The organism is Pseudomonas sp. B34(2017) (assembly GCF_002112915.1).
Classification (GTDB): Bacteria; Pseudomonadota; Gammaproteobacteria; order Pseudomonadales; family Pseudomonadaceae; genus Aquipseudomonas; species Aquipseudomonas pharyngis.
Genome location: NZ_NEJA01000001.1, coordinates 66,312 through 80,912, shown reverse-complemented (window position 1 = coordinate 80,912; position 14,601 = coordinate 66,312). Strand labels below are relative to the sequence as shown.

Below are 14,601 nucleotides of genomic sequence, written 5' to 3'. Positions count from 1 at the left end.
CTTGAGTTGTTGTACTCGAATCAACCGTCGTTTTTTGCTGCCATCCAGAAATTCAATTTATGGTCCTGGATGGCATTATCGATCACTGTGTTATTCAGTGCCCGCTCAACAGTGAAGCAGCTCCGGCACCGCCGAACAATCCGGCGCTGATGCGGTTGAACCAACTCTGGCCCTTGCCGCTGCGCAGATACCGCGCGGCGCCGTGGGCACCGAGGCCGTAGGTCAATTTGCACAGCAGGTCGAGCAACGTCCAGGTGGCGATCATCACCAGCAGTTGCGGCAGGAACGGTTGCTCGGCGCTGAGGAATTGCGGCAGAAATGCGGCGAAAAACAAAATGTCTTTCGGATTGCTCGCGCCCAGCACGAAGGCCCGGCTGAACAATGCGCGGAATTTCGGAACCGGTGCGGCCTGAGGCACTTCGGCCCCCACCGACGGCTGACGCGACTGCTGCCAGCTCTGCCAGGCGAGGTAGAACAGGTAGATCGCGCCGATGATTTTCAGGGCGCTGAACAGTTTTTCGGACGCCAGCAACAGGGCGCCCAGCCCCAGCGCCGAGGCACTGAGCAGGCAGATCGAGGCGAACACGCCGCCAAGGAACGCCGGGTACGAACGCCGCAGGCCATAATTCAGACTGTTGCTGATCATCAGCAACGACAGCGGCCCCGGAATCAGGATCACCACCAGCGCAGCGCCGCTGAACAGCAGCCAGGTTTCCAGACTCATCACTTGCTCCTTTTTATGGTTATCAAGAATGTGCAAAAGCCCCACCCGGTGGGGTGAGGCTGTTTTGAAGCGTGAACCGCGTAGCGCTTACAGGAAGATGAACTTGGCGATGAAAATCGCGCAGAGCACCCACAGGCTGACGGAGATCTCTTTGTATTTACCGGTGCCGGCCTTCAGCGCGACATAGGTAATGAAGCCCAGCGCGATACCGTCGGCGACCGAGAAGGTCAGCGGCATCATGATCGCGGTGACGATGGCCGGAATGCTGTCGGTCGCTTCGTCCCATTCGATGTGCGCCATGCCGCCCATCATCAGCATCGCTACGTAAATCAGTGCGCCGGCGGTGGCATAGGCGGGAATCATGCCGGCCAGCGGTGCAAAGAACATCGCGGCTATAAATAGCACACCCACGGTGACGGCGGTAAGACCAGTCCGACCACCAGCCGCTACACCGGCGGCACTTTCCACGTAGCTGGTGACCGGCGGAACACCGACGACCGCGCCGAAAACGCTGGAGGCGGAGTCGGCTTTCATTGCGCGGGAGAGGTTTTCGATACGCCCGTCAGCGTTCACCAGATTGGCGCGCTGGGCGACGCCCATCAGGGTGCCGGCGGTGTCGAACATGTGTACGAAGAGGAAGGCCAGTACCACGCTGATCATGCTGACGTTGAAGACGCCGGCGACGTTCATGGCCATGAAGGTCGGCGCTAGGCTTGGCGGGGCGGACATGATGCCCTCGTAGTGCACCAGACCAATCCCCCAGCCCGCGAGGGTCACAGTGATGATGCTGATGAGGATCGCGCCGAATACTTTGTGGTAGCTGAGGATCGCGATCATCAGGAAGCAGATGGCGGCGAGCAGCGGGCCGGGTTCACGCAGCGAGCCGAGCTTGATCAGAGTCGCCGGACTATCGACGACGATGCCGGCGGTTTTCAGGCCGATCAGCCCGAGGAACAGACCCACACCGGCGCCCATCGCATAGCGCAGGCTGACCGGAATACTGTTGAGCAGCCATTCGCGGATCCGCGAAAAGGTCAGGATCATGAACAGCACGCCCGAGACGAACACCGCGCCGAGGGCGGTTTCCCAGTTGTAGCCCATGGTGCCGACCACGGTGTAGGTGAAGAACGCGTTGAGGCCCATGCCTGGCGCCAGGCCCACCGGCCAGTTGGCGTAGAGGCCCATCAGCAGGCAGCCCAGCGCGGCGGCGATACAGGTGGCGACGAAGGCTGCACCGTGATCGATCCCGGCATCGGCCATGATGTTCGGGTTGACGAAGATGATGTAGGCCATGGTGATGAAGGTTGTCAGACCGGCAATCAGCTCGGTCTTCACCGTGGTGCCATGCAAGCTGAGTTTGAAGATGCGCTCAAGCAGGCCAGTGCGTAACGGCGGCGAGAGTTCCAGCGTCGATGCTTCGGATTTGCGGCTTTCCACAGCGAGTACTCCTCAAGAGTTTTATTGTTATTTCCAGGACCGGACCCATGAGGGGTGGCAGCGGCCCTTTGAGGCATACGCGAATTTGTTGACCATGCGGTCAGGAACTCGCACGCTGTGGATTATGCTTTTGTGTACAAATAAAGCAAATATTGTTTTTGTTTTTGTAGACGAAAAGACTGGTGATCGAGCTATATCACTCGGTTGGGCGATTGGTTCCCAGCGCCAGATTGACCGCCAGCCAGCCGTTGACCGCCGTTTCGCCGGCTTCGGCAAAGACGCGCTCAAGCAATTTCACCTGTTCACGGCGCAGCGCCTGTTCAAGTTTCGCGCCTTCAGCGGTCAGCTCCAGCAGGCGTTTGCGCTTGTCAGTCTCGGACGCCACGCTGTCCACCAGATGCATTTCCTGCAATTGCCGCAATGGCATGTTCAGCGCCTGCTTGCTGACGCCGAGCAGCGCGAGCAATTCCTTGACGCTCAGGTTCGGATAGCGAGCGATGAAAAACACGATGCGTTGATGCACGCGGGACAAGCCCCGACGTTCGAGCATCTCATCGGCTTTGGCGGTGAACGCCTGGTAACCGAAGAAAAATGCTTCCATGGCTTGTTGCTGGCTGGCGCAGTTTTTAAGGTCAAGCATATTGACGTTTCCAGGGAGGGTGTCGTAATTTCAGTCAACAAGTTTGACTCATATTTCCCATGCCTCGCTAGCGGTGACTTCCATGGCTTTTTCCGAACGTGTCTCGCGCCTCAAAAGTTCTCTGATCCGTGAAATCCTTGCCGCGGCCCAGCGCCCGGAGGTCATGTCTTTCGCCGGCGGGCTGCCTGCCGAAGCGATGCTGCCGAAGGTAGAGTGGGCCGACATGCCGCTATCTCTCGGCCAGTACGGCATGAGCGAAGGCGAGCCGGCATTGCGCGAAGCGCTGGCAGCAGAGGCGAGGGCGCTGGGTTTGCCGTGTGAGGCGAGCCAGGTGCTGGTGGTCAGTGGTTCCCAGCAAACCCTCGACCTGGCGGCCAAGCTCTACATCGACAAGGGCACCGAAATCCTGCTCGAAGCGCCGACCTATCTGGCGGCCTTGCAGATCTTCCAGCTGTTCGGCGCCGCTTGCCTGACCGTGCCGCTGGAGGCTGACGGCCCGAACCTTGCGCAATTGCGTCAGCGTCTGGAGCAGCATCGTCCGGCGTTCATCTATTTGATTCCGACCTTCCAGAACCCGTCCGCTGTGCGCTACAGCGAAGCCAAACGCGCGGCCGTTGCGGCATTGCTCGACGAATTCGGCGTGACCCTGATCGAAGACGAGCCCTACCGCGAGCTGACCTTCGACGGCGGCAGCGCCCAGCCGATTGCCGGACGCCTGAAGAAATCCAGCTGGATCTACACCGGCACCGTGTCGAAAACCCTGTTGCCGGGTCTGCGCGTCGGCTACCTGATCGCCAGTCCGGACCTGTTTCCGCATCTGCTCAAACTCAAGCAGTCGGCGGATCTGCACACCAACCGCATCGGCCAGTGGCAGGCGCTGCAGTGGATCGGCAGTGAGAAATATCAGCAGCACTTGAGTGAATTGCGCGGCTTCTACCGTCAGCGCCGCGACGCCTTTCAAGCGGCGCTGGAAACCCATTTCGCCGATCTGGCGGACTGGAACACGCCGCAGGGCGGGCTGTTTTTCTGGCTGACTCTGAAGCAACCGCTGGACACCCGCACGTTGCTGAACACCGCGCTGGCCAACGATGTGGCGTTCATGCCCGGGGAGCCGTTCTTCCCCGAGCCGGATCGCAATCCCGGGCATCTGCGGCTGAACTTCAGCCACATCGATCCGGCACGACTCGATGAAGGGCTCAAGCGGCTGGCGGCGGTGGTGCGCCAGGCCCAGGCCGCGCAGGCGGCATAAAAAAACCGGCCTCAGGCCGGTTTTTTTTTGGTTCAGACCGCGGCGAACCGCTGGTTCAGATATTCGATGATCGTGTTGGACTCATACATCCAGGTGGTCTGGCCGTTCTCTTCGATGCGCAGGCACGGCACTTTGATCTTGCCGCCCTGTTCCAGCAGGGTCTGGCGATCCTGCTCGTTGTTCTTCGCATCCTTCAGGGCCACCGGAACGTTCAGGCGACGCAGGCTGCGGCGGGTCTTCACGCAGAACGGGCAGGCGTGGAACTGATACAGGGTCAGGTTCCTGGCGGCGGCATCAACCTGAGCCTGGGCAGCGGCGGGGCGCTGCTTCTTGCCCGGGCGGGTCAGAAAGTCCACGAAGATGATCAGTTGGCCGAGGCCGACACGAAGCGCTTTGACGAACACGTTACAAGCCTCACAGGGACATTGAAGAAGGCGCGCAGCTTACCCGATTTTTCACGGACGAAAAAAAACCGGCGATAAACGCCGGTTTTTTCTGTCACGCATTACTTGATCAGGCTGAGAAACTCGCTGCGGGTCGCCGCGTTTTCACGGAACTCACCGAGCATCACCGAAGTGATCATCGACGAATTCTGTTTCTCCACACCGCGCATCATCATGCACATGTGCTTGGCCTCGATCACCACGGCCACGCCCAGCGCGCCGGTGACCTGCTGGACCGCATCGGCGATCTGGCGGCTGAGGTTTTCCTGAATCTGCAGGCGACGGGCGTACATGTCGACGATCCGCGCGACCTTCGACAGGCCCAACACTTTGCCGCTCGGGATGTACGCGACGTGGGCCTTGCCGATGAACGGCAGCAGGTGGTGTTCGCACAACGAGTACAGCTCGATGTCCTTGACCAGCACCATTTCGCTGTTGTCGGAGCTGAACAGGGCACCGTTGGTGACCTCTTCGAGCGTCTGTTCATAACCGCGGCAGAGGTACTGCATGGCTTTGGCGGCACGCTTTGGCGTGTCGAGCAGGCCCTCGCGGGAGACGTCCTCGCCCAGTTGGCCGAGAATCGCGGTGTAATTCTGTTCCAGGGACATGAAACTACCTGTGGGGATTTTCGCAAAGGGCAAGGGTACGGTGGCGGACACGACCCTGCAAGTTCGGTGTGACGGGATTATTCGTCGCGGCCTTCCATCATGGTGCGTTTGAGCATCACATACACGGCGCCGGCGCCGCCATGTTTCGCCTGGCACGAGCAGAAACCCAGCACTTGCGCATGCTGGCGCAGCCAGGTGTTGACGTGGCTTTTGATCATCGGCCGCTTGCCGTCCAGGCGCACAGCCTTGCCGTGAGTAACGCGCACGCAGCGGATTTCGAATTTGGTCGCTTCGGCGAGAAACGCCCAGAGGGTTTCGCGGGCTTTTTCTACGCTCATGCCGTGCAGGTCGAGGCTGCCTTCGAACGGGATCTGCCCGATCTTGAGCTTGCGCATCTGGCTTTCCTGCACGCCGTCGCGGGCCCACATCAGCTCGTCTTCGGGACCTACGTCAATCACGAACTGATCGGACAGGCCGTCAACGGTGGTGGTGTCGGTGCGCACGGTGGCGGACTGGCGCAGCTTGGCGATCCGGTCTCGGTCAGCCTTGGGTTTGCCGGTGTCGGCGCGGTCGTGCTTGATCGGCTTGACGCCTTGGATCGCACTTTTGAACAGGGAAAAATCGTCGTCTTGCATGTCAGCCTCCGCGAAGGGCGGCCAGTTTACCCAAACAGACACAAAACGGCCCGGCAAAAAGCCAGGCCGTCGATCAATCGTGTTTTTTCATCAGGTGCGGGGACATGTTCAATTCCCGCGATTGCCGTGCGCGACGCCGGCAACGACGCCACAGGGCCACGCCGAAATACAGGAACAGCAGGCCGACTGCGAGAATGATCGCCGAGCCGAGCGGTGTCGCGTTCAGATCGCCGAGCGCCGGCGGGCGCCCCAGCAGGCTGGCGGCCCCGGCCATCGCCAGCAGCACGCCGAACGTCGCCAGTATGGCCGCGATCGCCGCGCCGAATCGAAATCGCCAGTTGCTTTGGCCTTTGGGCCGCAAGCGGCGTGCGTCAAATCCATCGGATAACTTCATTCCGACCTTCCTCAATGGGTATCGGCCCTTCGACCGGGAGTTGACCGGGTTGTTCCTGAGGCTAGGGTAATTGAAGCAAATGCGAGGTTTTTGCAGATGAGCGGCGGGCTGAGCCGCTCATTTACGGAAGATCAGATCAGATCCTGGGTCAGGGCGAGGGTAGCGAAGTTGTCAGCCATGATCGCCATTTCCGCTTCCTGCACCTGTTCGGCGCTGAGCACGCGGCCCTTGAATGGCAGATCGCGGGTGGCACAGGCATCTTCGACGAGGGTGCAGCGGAAACCCAGGTTCTTCGCCGCGCGCACGGTGGTGCTGACGCTGGAATGGCTCATGAAACCGCAGACGATCAGGTCCAGCGAGCCGATGGTTTGCAGACGATCGTAGAGTTCGGTGCCGTGAAAGGCGCTCGGCAGCAACTTGCCGATGATGGTTTCATCGCCCTGGGGTTCCAGGCCGGGGATGAACTCGCCGCGTTCGCCCTGCGGGTCGAACAGACCGCCGACGGTGCCGAGGTGGCGCACGTGCACGATCGGCCGGCCGGCCGCGCGGGCGGCGGCAACCAGTTGTTTGATGTTCGCGACAGCCGCGTCCATGCCGCTCAGGGCCAGCGGGCCGCTGAGGTACTCTTTCTGGGCATCGATGATGACCACGGTGGCATGGCTCAACGTGGCCGCTGCGTAACCGCGACCGCTGAGTTGAAACATCGTTTTTGGAACGGACATTCTGGGGCTCCTTCGGGTGGGGCTTTTGCGACATTGTCCTCTGGCTGAGCGGTTCTGTGAATCGCTACCATCGTAGACACCGTCGTTGCTGGCCTGCAGCCTTGTCAAGTTACACGATCTGTTCAATAGCCGAGGGGAAAATCGGAAGAGTCCTACCGTCGCCCCGGAATCTTTCCTGCGTCGTCGCGGCGCGTTTTGGCTGCTAGAATCGCCAGTCGTTTTTTCTGGAGTTCTGCCCCGTGATCACTTCCCGACTTCGTACCCTGCGCGACCACATTCGTTGGGCCGTCAGCCGCTTCCATGGGGAGGATCTGTTTTTCGGCCATGGCACCGACAATGCCTGGGACGAAGCCCGGCAGCTAGTGCTCGGTGCCTTGCACCTGCCGTGGGAAATCGCCGACAGCTATCTGGATTGCGCGCTGGAGGACGACGAGCTGGTCAATCTTCAGCGCCTGCTCAAGCGCCGCATCGAAGAGCGCATTCCGACCGCTTATCTGCTGGGCGAAGCCTGGTTCTGCGGCATGTCGTTCATCGTCGATGAGCGCGTGCTGATCCCGCGCTCGCCGATTGGCGAACTGATCGAAAACCGTTTTGCCCCATGGATCGGCGACGAGCCGGCGCGGATTCTCGACCTGTGCACCGGCTCCGGTTGCATCGGCATCGCGTGCGCCTACGAGTTCCAGAACGCCGAAGTGGTGCTGGCGGATCTGTCATTCGAAGCGCTGGAAGTGGCGAACCAGAACATCGAGCGTCATGGCGTCGATGAGCGTGTGTTCACTGTGCAGGGCGATGGTTTCGATGGTCTGCCGGGTCAACGTTTCGACCTGATCGTGTCGAACCCGCCCTACGTCGATGCGGAAGATTTCGCCGACATGCCGGACGAATATCAGCACGAGCCGGAACTCGGTCTGGCTTGCGGCGACGATGGTTTGAACCTGGTGCGCCGGATGCTCGCCGAAGCGGCGGATCACCTGACAGAGAAGGGTTTATTGATTGTCGAGGTGGGCAACAGCCAGGTCCACGTCGAGGCGCTGTACCCGGAAGTCGATTTCGCCTGGCTGGAGTTCGAGCGCGGCGGGCATGGCGTGTTCATGCTGACCGCCGAACAGTGCCGCGCCCATCAGGCACTGTTCGCCTCCCGCGTCTGACCTGAACCGATCGTTCCCACCTCGGTGGGAACGATCATGGTCTTAGCGGTGCGTTGCAATCCAGATCAGCAACCCGGCCTGAAACACCGCAAACGCCACCAGACAGGTAATGGTGAAACGCAACCCGGCGTCTTCACGTTTGAACTTGCTGACCTTGTCTTCCTGCTTCTTCAGCTTCACTTCCTGCTCGGCGAGGTTCTGCTCGGCCTGCTGCAGCATTTGCGCAGCTTCAAGAATTTCGACGATCTGCAACTTCTCGCTGTTCCAGTCGCCCAGCAAGTCACCAACCTTCACTTCCTTGACGCTGCCCTTCAAATGCTGGGCGTCGGCGTAAACCACATCAAAGCCGTGCACCCGCAGAAAGTGATCGCGGCGCAGGCGAGTGTCTTCGTTCAGCGCGTCCTTGTTGTTCAAGTCCATGCCGTCGACGGTGTAGGTGGGCCAGCGTTTTTTCGCCCAGTTGATGCCCTGGGCAGCCATGAAACGGCCGATGCCACGGTTCATCGGTTCGATCTGCAGACCGCTGTCCGGGCCGAAATGCACGCGTTTGGTCGTGTGGTCGACCCACACGTCCAGGTGATTCTGTTCTTTGCGTACACGCTGAGCAGGCAACTTGATCGCCATGCGCATCAGGCTGTGTTCTTTGCCGTTGCGCTCGGCGTAACCGAATTCAACGAAGCGCAGCGGCCGTCCGCCGGTGTTGCGGTCAGTCTGCAACGGCGCCAGGCGGAGCATCTTGTGGTGCTCGACGTGGACATCCGCCCATGGCAGCTCGACCGCTGGCGGTGCGTCTTTTTCAGCGGTGGTGTCGGTTGAAGTCTGGGTATCAGTCATAACGGCGAGATCCTGTCCAAGCTGCTTGCCGCCAGCCAGTACGCTGGCGACAAAGGCTTATCGGCCGTTTTCTACAGGACTAGAGGGTAAAAGAGCTCAACGGGTGCGAAGTCCGTCAATAAACTCAAGCACGCGTGTCCCCAGTTCCGCCGCCAAGGGCAAATTCGGGTCCTTGTAGGAGGCCAGTTGCCGCTTCACGTCGTTGGGCACGATGCGCAACACGTGGTTCATGCCCTCGATCAGCGCCAGCTCCGCGTTCGGTTTAGCGGCCTTGAGCAATTTCGCATCATCGACCTGGACCTGAATGTCGTTGCTGCCTTGCACGATCAGCGCCGGCATTCGCAGTTGAGCGAAGGCCGCCGCCGGATCCTGACGGAACAGCGAAATCAGATACGGCTGCACACTCGGACGGAAAATCACCTGCAACGGCGCCGGCACATTGTCGTCGGTGCGCCCGGCCTTGAGGCTGTCGAGCAATTCGTTGCTGCGCAGCATCAAAGGAGGAGGGAGGCTGCGGGCCAGTTGCCGGCGCAGCACCTGATCAATGGGCCGGGCTGTGCCAGAGAGAGAGATCACCGCAGCGGCGTCCACCTTCGGCGCCGCCAGGCTGGCGATCAATGCACCTTCGCTGTGGCCCAGCAAAATCAATGGACCGAAGCGCGGATCGGCTTTCAGCTTCTGACCCCAGGCCACGGCGTCCGCCACGTAGGCTTCCACCGACAGGTTTCGCTCGTCCGGAGTCGCCGCCAGGCTGGCGGCCACGCCGCGCTTGTCGAAGCGCACACTGGCGATATTGTGTTTGGCCAGCACCCAGGCCAGTCGCTTGAGGCTGTCATTGCGTCCACCGTCGGGGTTGTTTCCGTCACGATCGGTAGGACCCGAGCCGGAAAGGATCAGGACAACCGGCACGGGGTTGTCGGATTTCGGCAGCAACAGCGAGCCGAAAAGTTCGCCGTTGTCAGTCGTCAACGTGACCGGTCGTTGCAGGACAGTCGCCTGGACGAAGCCGGTAAACAGGGAAAGGCTCAAGATCAAAACTCGCAGCATCATCACGCCATCATTTGCCAAGGTGCCGGTTGGACTCACCCACACCGCTAAGGTTCGAGGATGAACTACTCGGTTAGCCTGCGTATACTGGCGCGCATCACGAATCTGGGTTCGATTTAACGGAGCGTCCTGCATGTCCGGCAATACCTACGGCAAGCTGTTCACTGTCACCACCGCGGGCGAAAGCCATGGTCCGGCGTTGGTCGCCATTGTCGACGGCTGCCCGCCGGGCCTGGAGATTTCCCTTGAAGACCTGCAACGCGACCTTGACCGTCGCAAGCCGGGCACCAGCCGCCACACCACCCAGCGCCAGGAAGCCGACGAAGTCGAAATCCTTTCCGGCGTGTTCGAGGGCCGCACCACCGGCTGCTCCATCGGCCTGCTGATCCGCAACACCGACCAGAAGTCCAAGGACTACTCGGCGATCAAGGACCTGTTCCGCCCGGCCCACGCCGACTACACCTACCACCACAAATACGGCGAGCGCGATTATCGCGGCGGCGGTCGCAGCTCGGCGCGGGAAACCGCCATGCGCGTCGCGGCCGGCGCCATCGCCAAGAAATACCTGGCCAGCCAGGGCATCGTCATTCGCGGCTACATGAGCCAGCTCGGCCCGATCGAAATCCCGTTCAAGACCTGGGAATCGGTCGAGCAGAACGCCTTCTTCAGCCCGGACCCGGACAAGGTGCCGGAGCTGGAAGCCTACATGGACCAACTGCGTCGCGATCAGGACTCGGTCGGGGCGAAGATCACCGTGGTTGCCGAAGGCGTGATGCCGGGCTTGGGCGAGCCGATCTTCGACCGTCTCGACGCCGAACTGGCCCACGCGCTGATGAGCATCAACGCGGTCAAAGGCGTGGAAATCGGCGCCGGTTTCGCCTGCGTCGCCCAGCGCGGCACCGAACACCGTGACGAGCTGACCCCGGAAGGCTTCCTCAGCAACAACGCCGGCGGCATTCTCGGCGGGATCTCTTCGGGTCAGCCGATCGTCGCGCACCTGGCCTTGAAGCCGACTTCGAGCATCACCACCCCGGGCCGTTCGATCGACATCGACGGCAATCCGGTCGACGTGATCACCAAGGGCCGTCACGATCCGTGCGTCGGCATCCGCGCCACGCCGATTGCCGAGGCGATGATGGCCATCGTGCTGATGGATCACCTGCTGCGTCACCGTGGCCAGAATGCCGATGTGCGCGTGAGCACCCCGGTGCTGGGCCAGCTCTGATGGGTCAACTCACTGCCGCTGCGGTCTGAGCGTGGCGGCGCTCCCGTACTGGCGGCTGTCCAGTTTCTATCTGTTCTATTTCGCCTTGCTCGGTTCGACGGCGCCGTTTCTGGCGCTGTACTTCGATCACCTCGGTTTCAGTGCCGCTCGGATCGGCGAGCTGGTGGCGATCCCGATGCTGATGCGCTGCGTGGCGCCGAACATCTGGGGCTGGCTCGGCGATTACACCGGCAGGCGCCTGGCCATCGTGCGCTTTGGCGCGGTGTGCACGCTGCTGACGTTCTCATTGATTTTCGTCAGCAAGACCTACGCCTGGCTGGCGATGGTCATGGCCTTGCATGCGTTCTTCTGGCACGCGGTGCTGCCGCAGTTCGAAGTCATCACCCTCGCGCATTTGCAGGGCCAGACCTCCCGCTACAGTCAGATTCGCCTGTGGGGCTCGATCGGTTTCATCATCACCGTGGTCGCCCTCGGTCGCCTGTTCGAGTGGCTCAGCCTCGATATCTACCCGGCGGCGCTGGTGTTGATCATGGCCGGCATCGTCCTCAGCAGCCTGTGGGTGCCGAATGCGCAGCCACCTCAGGGCAACCGGCCGACAGGCGAGGGCTTTCTCAAGCAGTTGCGCAATCCTGGGGTGTTGGCGTTCTACGGTTGCGTGGCGCTGATGCAGATGAGCCACGGGCCGTATTACACGTTTTTGACCCTGCACCTCGAGCGACTGGGCTACAGCCGTGGCGTGATCGGCATGCTCTGGGCGGTCGGCGTGGTGGCGGAAGTGCTGATGTTCATGGCCATGAGCCGGATCCTCGCGCGTTTTTCCCTGCGGCGGGTGCTGATGGCGAGTTTTCTGCTGGCGGCGCTGCGCTGGTTGCTGCTAGGTTCGTTCGCCGAATTCCTGTGGGTCCTGTTGTTTGCCCAGGTGCTGCATGCGGCGACGTTCGGCAGCTTTCATGCCGCTGCCATCGCGTTCGTGCAACGTAGCTTCGGCGCGCGCCAGCAAGGGCAGGGCCAGGCGTTGTACGCAGCGCTGGCCGGCACCGGCGGTGCACTTGGCGCGTTGTATTCCGGCTACAGCTGGAATGCCCTCGGCGCGACATTGACCTTTAGTATTGCCAGTCTCGCAGCGCTCGCCGCTGCCGTTATCATTGCCATTCGAATGCAAGAGGACAGGCCATGAGCCTTACCCGTGAACAGCTTGCCCAGCAAATTGTCGACGCCGGGCGTTTTCTTTATGGTCGCGGCTGGTCGCCGGCCACCAGCAGCAATTACTCGACGCGCCTGTCGCCGAGCGAAGCGCTGCTGACCGTGTCCGGCAAGCACAAGGGCCAGTTGGGCCTGGACGACGTGCTCGCCACCGACCTGTCCGGCAACAGTCTTGAACCCGGCAAAAAACCGTCCGCCGAAACCCTGTTGCACACCCAGCTCTACAACTGGCGTCCGGAAATCGGCGCGGTGTTGCACACCCACTCGGTGAACGCCACGGTGCTGTCGCGCCTGACGCCACAAGACTTCATCGAGTTCGAAGACTACGAACTGCAAAAAGCCTTCAGCGGTATTTCGACCCACGAATCCCGGGTGCGCGTGCCGATCTTCGACAACGATCAGGACATTGCGCGCCTCGCCGCCAAGGTGCAGCCTTGGCTCGACGCCCATCCCGATTGCGTCGGTTATCTGATTCGCGGCCACGGCCTCTACACCTGGGGCGCGCAGATGAGTGACGCGCTGCGTCAGATCGAGGCCTTTGAATTCCTGTTTGAATGCGAGTTGAAGACCCGCAGCGTCATGAACCGCCAAGGCTGACTTCACCAGAACCAGCCCATTTGCCTGATGAATGCAGTGCCCGACCGGTCTCGAAGAACCGGACGGCAAGGCCGATACCGAGGAATGCCCCATGAGCAGCCTGTCCGTCTATCACGTTTCCAGCCCCGAAATTCCGAACAAGGTGCTGACCCATTTCGAAGACATCGCCTCGACCCTGGCCGAGCAGGGCGTGCGCTTCGACCGCTGGCAAGCCGCCGCGAAGATCCAGCCCGGCGCCAGCCAGGAAGAAGTGATCGGTGCCTATAAAGAGCAGATCGACAAACTGATGGCCGAGCGCGGTTACATCACGGTCGACGTGATCAGCCTCAACAGCGACCACCCGCAAAAAGCCGAATTGCGCGCCAAGTTCCTCGAAGAACATCGCCATGGCGAAGACGAAGTACGCTTCTTCGTCGCCGGTCGTGGCCTGTTTACCCTGCACATCGATGATTACGTCTACGCCGTGCTGTGCGAGAAGAACGACCTGATTTCGGTGCCGGCCGGCACCAAACACTGGTTTGACATGGGCGAGAACCCGCACTTCGTGGCGATCCGCCTGTTCAACAACCCTGAAGGCTGGGTCGCCAACTTCACCGGCGAAGACATCGCCGGCCGCTTCCCGCGTCTGGAGGACTGAGCCGATGTCGATCAAGGTCATTCTCACCGACATCGAAGGCACCACCAGCGCGGTGAGTTTTGTGTTCGACGTGCTGTTCCCGTATGCGGCGAAACATCTGCCGGACTTCGTTCGCCAGAACGCCCAGCGCGCGGATGTTGCCGAGCAACTGGACGCCGTGCGCCGCGACAGCAACGAACCGCAGGCTGACGTCGAGCGGGTCGTGGAAATTCTGCTGGCCTGGATCGCCGAAGACCGGAAAGCCACGCCGCTGAAAGCGTTGCAGGGCATGGTCTGGGAACAGGGCTATCAGGCCGGGCAGTTGAAAGGCCATGTTTATCCGGATGCCGTTGAAGCGCTGCAGCGCTGGCATCAGGCCGGTTATCAACTGTTTGTGTATTCATCCGGTTCGATCCAGGCGCAGAAGCTGATTTTCGGCTGCTCGGAAGCAGGGGATCTGACGCCGCTGTTCAGCGGCTACTTCGACACGACCTCTGGGCCGAAGCGCGAAGCGCAGTCGTACAGCAATATCCAGCGGGCCATCGGTGTCGAACCGCAGGAGATCCTGTTCCTGTCCGATATCGTGCAGGAACTCGATGCGGCCCAGGCCGCCGGCCTGCAAACCTGCGGGCTGGCCCGTGAGGGTGGGGAGTTGGCAGGGCATGTGACCGTCGACAGTTTTACCGGGATCGAACCGGAAGCGTTCTGAGTTCACCCAATCGACGCGCAAAAAAAACAGGCCGTGAAGCGAAAGCTCCACGGCCTGTCTGTTTATACGGTGTTCGAATTACATCGAGTGATAGGTCGGCAGGGCAAAACGCTGCTGGCTTTGCAGCATGCCGATCTGCGGCAGCTCGCTGGCTTGTTCTGCCAGATCACGACGGATTGCGCTGATCGCCCACGACAGTTGGTCGCCGGTATGCAATTGCTGATAGGTGAGCGCACGCTTGAACACTTTGCCGTCGGCACTCTTCAGCGTCAGCAGGATCCCGCCATCGGGACGGGGCTGGGTGGTGACGGCGAAGTTGGAGAACAGGGAGGTAAATTTTTCTTGGATCAGGTTCATGTCTTTCAGCTCC

Annotated in this window: 18 protein-coding genes; 7 read left to right on the top strand and 11 right to left on the bottom strand. The window is 61.0% G+C overall.

Annotated features, from left to right (window positions below):
- Positions 1-94: 94 nt before the first annotated feature.
- The 3 genes from CAF80_RS00380 to CAF80_RS00370 all read right to left on the bottom strand — a co-directional run bounded on the left by CAF80_RS00380 (position 95) and on the right by CAF80_RS00370 (position 2,801).
- On the bottom strand, positions 95-724 hold the full coding sequence (locus CAF80_RS00380) for a LysE family translocator (protein WP_074687599.1): 630 nt from the start codon (positions 722-724) through the stop codon (positions 95-97).
- 87 nt (positions 725-811) lie between these two features.
- The gene (locus tag CAF80_RS00375; protein WP_039769903.1) at positions 812-2,161 is read right to left on the bottom strand and encodes an NCS2 family permease; all 1,350 of its coding nucleotides are present in this window, start codon (positions 2,159-2,161) and stop codon (positions 812-814) included.
- A 196-nt stretch (positions 2,162-2,357) separates the two neighbouring features.
- On the bottom strand, positions 2,358-2,801 hold the full coding sequence (locus CAF80_RS00370; protein ID WP_074687600.1) for a MarR family winged helix-turn-helix transcriptional regulator: 444 nt from the start codon (positions 2,799-2,801) through the stop codon (positions 2,358-2,360).
- A gap of 82 nt (positions 2,802-2,883) precedes the next feature.
- Between CAF80_RS00370 and CAF80_RS00365 the strand changes: the two genes are divergently transcribed.
- Positions 2,884-4,050 carry a PLP-dependent aminotransferase family protein gene (locus CAF80_RS00365; RefSeq protein ID WP_039769907.1) on the top strand — a complete coding sequence of 389 codons (1,167 nt, stop codon included), beginning with the start codon at positions 2,884-2,886 and terminating at the stop codon, positions 4,048-4,050.
- A gap of 32 nt (positions 4,051-4,082) precedes the next feature.
- Here CAF80_RS00365 and CAF80_RS00360 read toward each other — a convergent pair whose 3' ends face one another.
- From CAF80_RS00360 to CAF80_RS00340, 5 genes are all read right to left on the bottom strand, one after another.
- Positions 4,083-4,454, bottom strand: a complete 372-nt coding sequence (locus CAF80_RS00360; protein ID WP_064594616.1) for a glutathione S-transferase N-terminal domain-containing protein — start codon at positions 4,452-4,454, stop codon at positions 4,083-4,085.
- 101 nt (positions 4,455-4,555) lie between these two features.
- Positions 4,556-5,101 carry a GTP cyclohydrolase I FolE gene (folE, locus tag CAF80_RS00355; protein WP_003204506.1) on the bottom strand — a complete coding sequence of 182 codons (546 nt, stop codon included), beginning with the start codon at positions 5,099-5,101 and terminating at the stop codon, positions 4,556-4,558.
- Positions 5,102-5,178: 77 nt separating this feature from the next.
- Entirely contained in the window at positions 5,179-5,736 is a 558-nt protein-coding gene (locus CAF80_RS00350; protein ID WP_039769915.1) for a Smr/MutS family protein, read from the bottom strand.
- A 73-nt stretch (positions 5,737-5,809) separates the two neighbouring features.
- A complete protein-coding gene (locus tag CAF80_RS00345; protein ID WP_007960009.1) occupies positions 5,810-6,130 on the bottom strand; it encodes a hypothetical protein in 321 nt (106 codons plus the stop codon).
- 131 nt (positions 6,131-6,261) lie between these two features.
- Positions 6,262-6,852: a cysteine hydrolase family protein gene (locus CAF80_RS00340; RefSeq protein WP_011333204.1), complete on the bottom strand. Its 591-nt coding sequence runs from the start codon at positions 6,850-6,852 to the stop codon at positions 6,262-6,264.
- A gap of 239 nt (positions 6,853-7,091) precedes the next feature.
- Here CAF80_RS00340 and prmB point away from each other — a divergent pair, with 239 nt between their 5' ends.
- Positions 7,092-8,000: a 50S ribosomal protein L3 N(5)-glutamine methyltransferase gene (gene prmB, locus CAF80_RS00335; protein WP_007960007.1), complete on the top strand. Its 909-nt coding sequence runs from the start codon at positions 7,092-7,094 to the stop codon at positions 7,998-8,000.
- 42 nt (positions 8,001-8,042) lie between these two features.
- Here the strand turns inward: prmB and CAF80_RS00330 are convergent, their stop codons facing one another.
- Both CAF80_RS00330 and CAF80_RS00325 read right to left on the bottom strand, forming a co-directional pair.
- Positions 8,043-8,834 (bottom strand): hypothetical protein, encoded by a 792-nt coding sequence (locus CAF80_RS00330; protein ID WP_039769917.1) that lies wholly within the window; start codon positions 8,832-8,834, stop codon positions 8,043-8,045.
- Positions 8,835-8,930: 96 nt separating this feature from the next.
- Positions 8,931-9,884, bottom strand: coding sequence for an alpha/beta hydrolase (locus CAF80_RS00325; RefSeq protein ID WP_085666677.1), 954 nt, complete (start codon positions 9,882-9,884; stop codon positions 8,931-8,933).
- Positions 9,885-10,014: 130 nt separating this feature from the next.
- Here CAF80_RS00325 and aroC point away from each other — a divergent pair, with 130 nt between their 5' ends.
- The 5 genes from aroC to mtnC all read left to right on the top strand — a co-directional run bounded on the left by aroC (position 10,015) and on the right by mtnC (position 14,231).
- Positions 10,015-11,106 carry a chorismate synthase gene (gene aroC / locus CAF80_RS00320; protein WP_011333207.1) on the top strand — a complete coding sequence of 364 codons (1,092 nt, stop codon included), beginning with the start codon at positions 10,015-10,017 and terminating at the stop codon, positions 11,104-11,106.
- A gap of 31 nt (positions 11,107-11,137) precedes the next feature.
- Positions 11,138-12,283, top strand: coding sequence for an MFS transporter (locus CAF80_RS00315; RefSeq protein ID WP_011333208.1), 1,146 nt, complete (start codon positions 11,138-11,140; stop codon positions 12,281-12,283).
- On the top strand, positions 12,280-12,906 hold the full coding sequence (locus tag CAF80_RS00310; protein WP_085666676.1) for a methylthioribulose 1-phosphate dehydratase: 627 nt from the start codon (positions 12,280-12,282) through the stop codon (positions 12,904-12,906). The genes CAF80_RS00315 and CAF80_RS00310 overlap by 4 nt, the downstream gene beginning before the upstream one ends.
- A 91-nt stretch (positions 12,907-12,997) precedes the next feature.
- Entirely contained in the window at positions 12,998-13,543 is a 546-nt protein-coding gene (locus CAF80_RS00305; RefSeq protein ID WP_085666958.1) for an acireductone dioxygenase, read from the top strand.
- Between the two features lie 4 nt (positions 13,544-13,547).
- The gene (mtnC, locus tag CAF80_RS00300) at positions 13,548-14,231 is read left to right on the top strand and encodes an acireductone synthase (protein WP_074687603.1); all 684 of its coding nucleotides are present in this window, start codon (positions 13,548-13,550) and stop codon (positions 14,229-14,231) included.
- Between the two features lie 78 nt (positions 14,232-14,309).
- Here the strand turns inward: mtnC and CAF80_RS00295 are convergent, their stop codons facing one another.
- Positions 14,310-14,588, bottom strand: coding sequence for a DUF3509 domain-containing protein (locus CAF80_RS00295; protein WP_039769924.1), 279 nt, complete (start codon positions 14,586-14,588; stop codon positions 14,310-14,312).
- Positions 14,589-14,601: the final 13 nt, after the last annotated feature.

Excerpts from the sequence above, each read along its gene's own strand:
- mtnC (WP_074687603.1), top strand. The coding sequence starts at position 13,548 with ATGTCGATCAAGGTCATTCTCACCGACATCGAAGGCACCACCAGCGCG.
- aroC (WP_011333207.1), top strand. The coding sequence starts at position 10,015 with ATGTCCGGCAATACCTACGGCAAGCTGTTCACTGTCACCACCGCGGGC.
- CAF80_RS00295 (WP_039769924.1), bottom strand. The coding sequence starts at position 14,588 with ATGAACCTGATCCAAGAAAAATTTACCTCCCTGTTCTCCAACTTCGCC.
- CAF80_RS00370 (WP_074687600.1), bottom strand. The coding sequence starts at position 2,801 with ATGCTTGACCTTAAAAACTGCGCCAGCCAGCAACAAGCCATGGAAGCA.
- CAF80_RS00340 (WP_011333204.1), bottom strand. The coding sequence starts at position 6,852 with ATGTCCGTTCCAAAAACGATGTTTCAACTCAGCGGTCGCGGTTACGCA.
- CAF80_RS00305 (WP_085666958.1), top strand. The coding sequence starts at position 12,998 with ATGAGCAGCCTGTCCGTCTATCACGTTTCCAGCCCCGAAATTCCGAAC.
- folE (WP_003204506.1), bottom strand. The coding sequence starts at position 5,101 with ATGTCCCTGGAACAGAATTACACCGCGATTCTCGGCCAACTGGGCGAG.
- CAF80_RS00325 (WP_085666677.1), bottom strand. The coding sequence starts at position 9,884 with ATGATGCTGCGAGTTTTGATCTTGAGCCTTTCCCTGTTTACCGGCTTC.
- CAF80_RS00345 (WP_007960009.1), bottom strand. The coding sequence starts at position 6,130 with ATGAAGTTATCCGATGGATTTGACGCACGCCGCTTGCGGCCCAAAGGC.
- CAF80_RS00365 (WP_039769907.1), top strand. The coding sequence starts at position 2,884 with ATGGCTTTTTCCGAACGTGTCTCGCGCCTCAAAAGTTCTCTGATCCGT.
- CAF80_RS00350 (WP_039769915.1), bottom strand. The coding sequence starts at position 5,736 with ATGCAAGACGACGATTTTTCCCTGTTCAAAAGTGCGATCCAAGGCGTC.
- CAF80_RS00330 (WP_039769917.1), bottom strand. The coding sequence starts at position 8,834 with ATGACTGATACCCAGACTTCAACCGACACCACCGCTGAAAAAGACGCA.
- CAF80_RS00310 (WP_085666676.1), top strand. The coding sequence starts at position 12,280 with ATGAGCCTTACCCGTGAACAGCTTGCCCAGCAAATTGTCGACGCCGGG.
- CAF80_RS00380 (WP_074687599.1), bottom strand. The coding sequence starts at position 724 with ATGAGTCTGGAAACCTGGCTGCTGTTCAGCGGCGCTGCGCTGGTGGTG.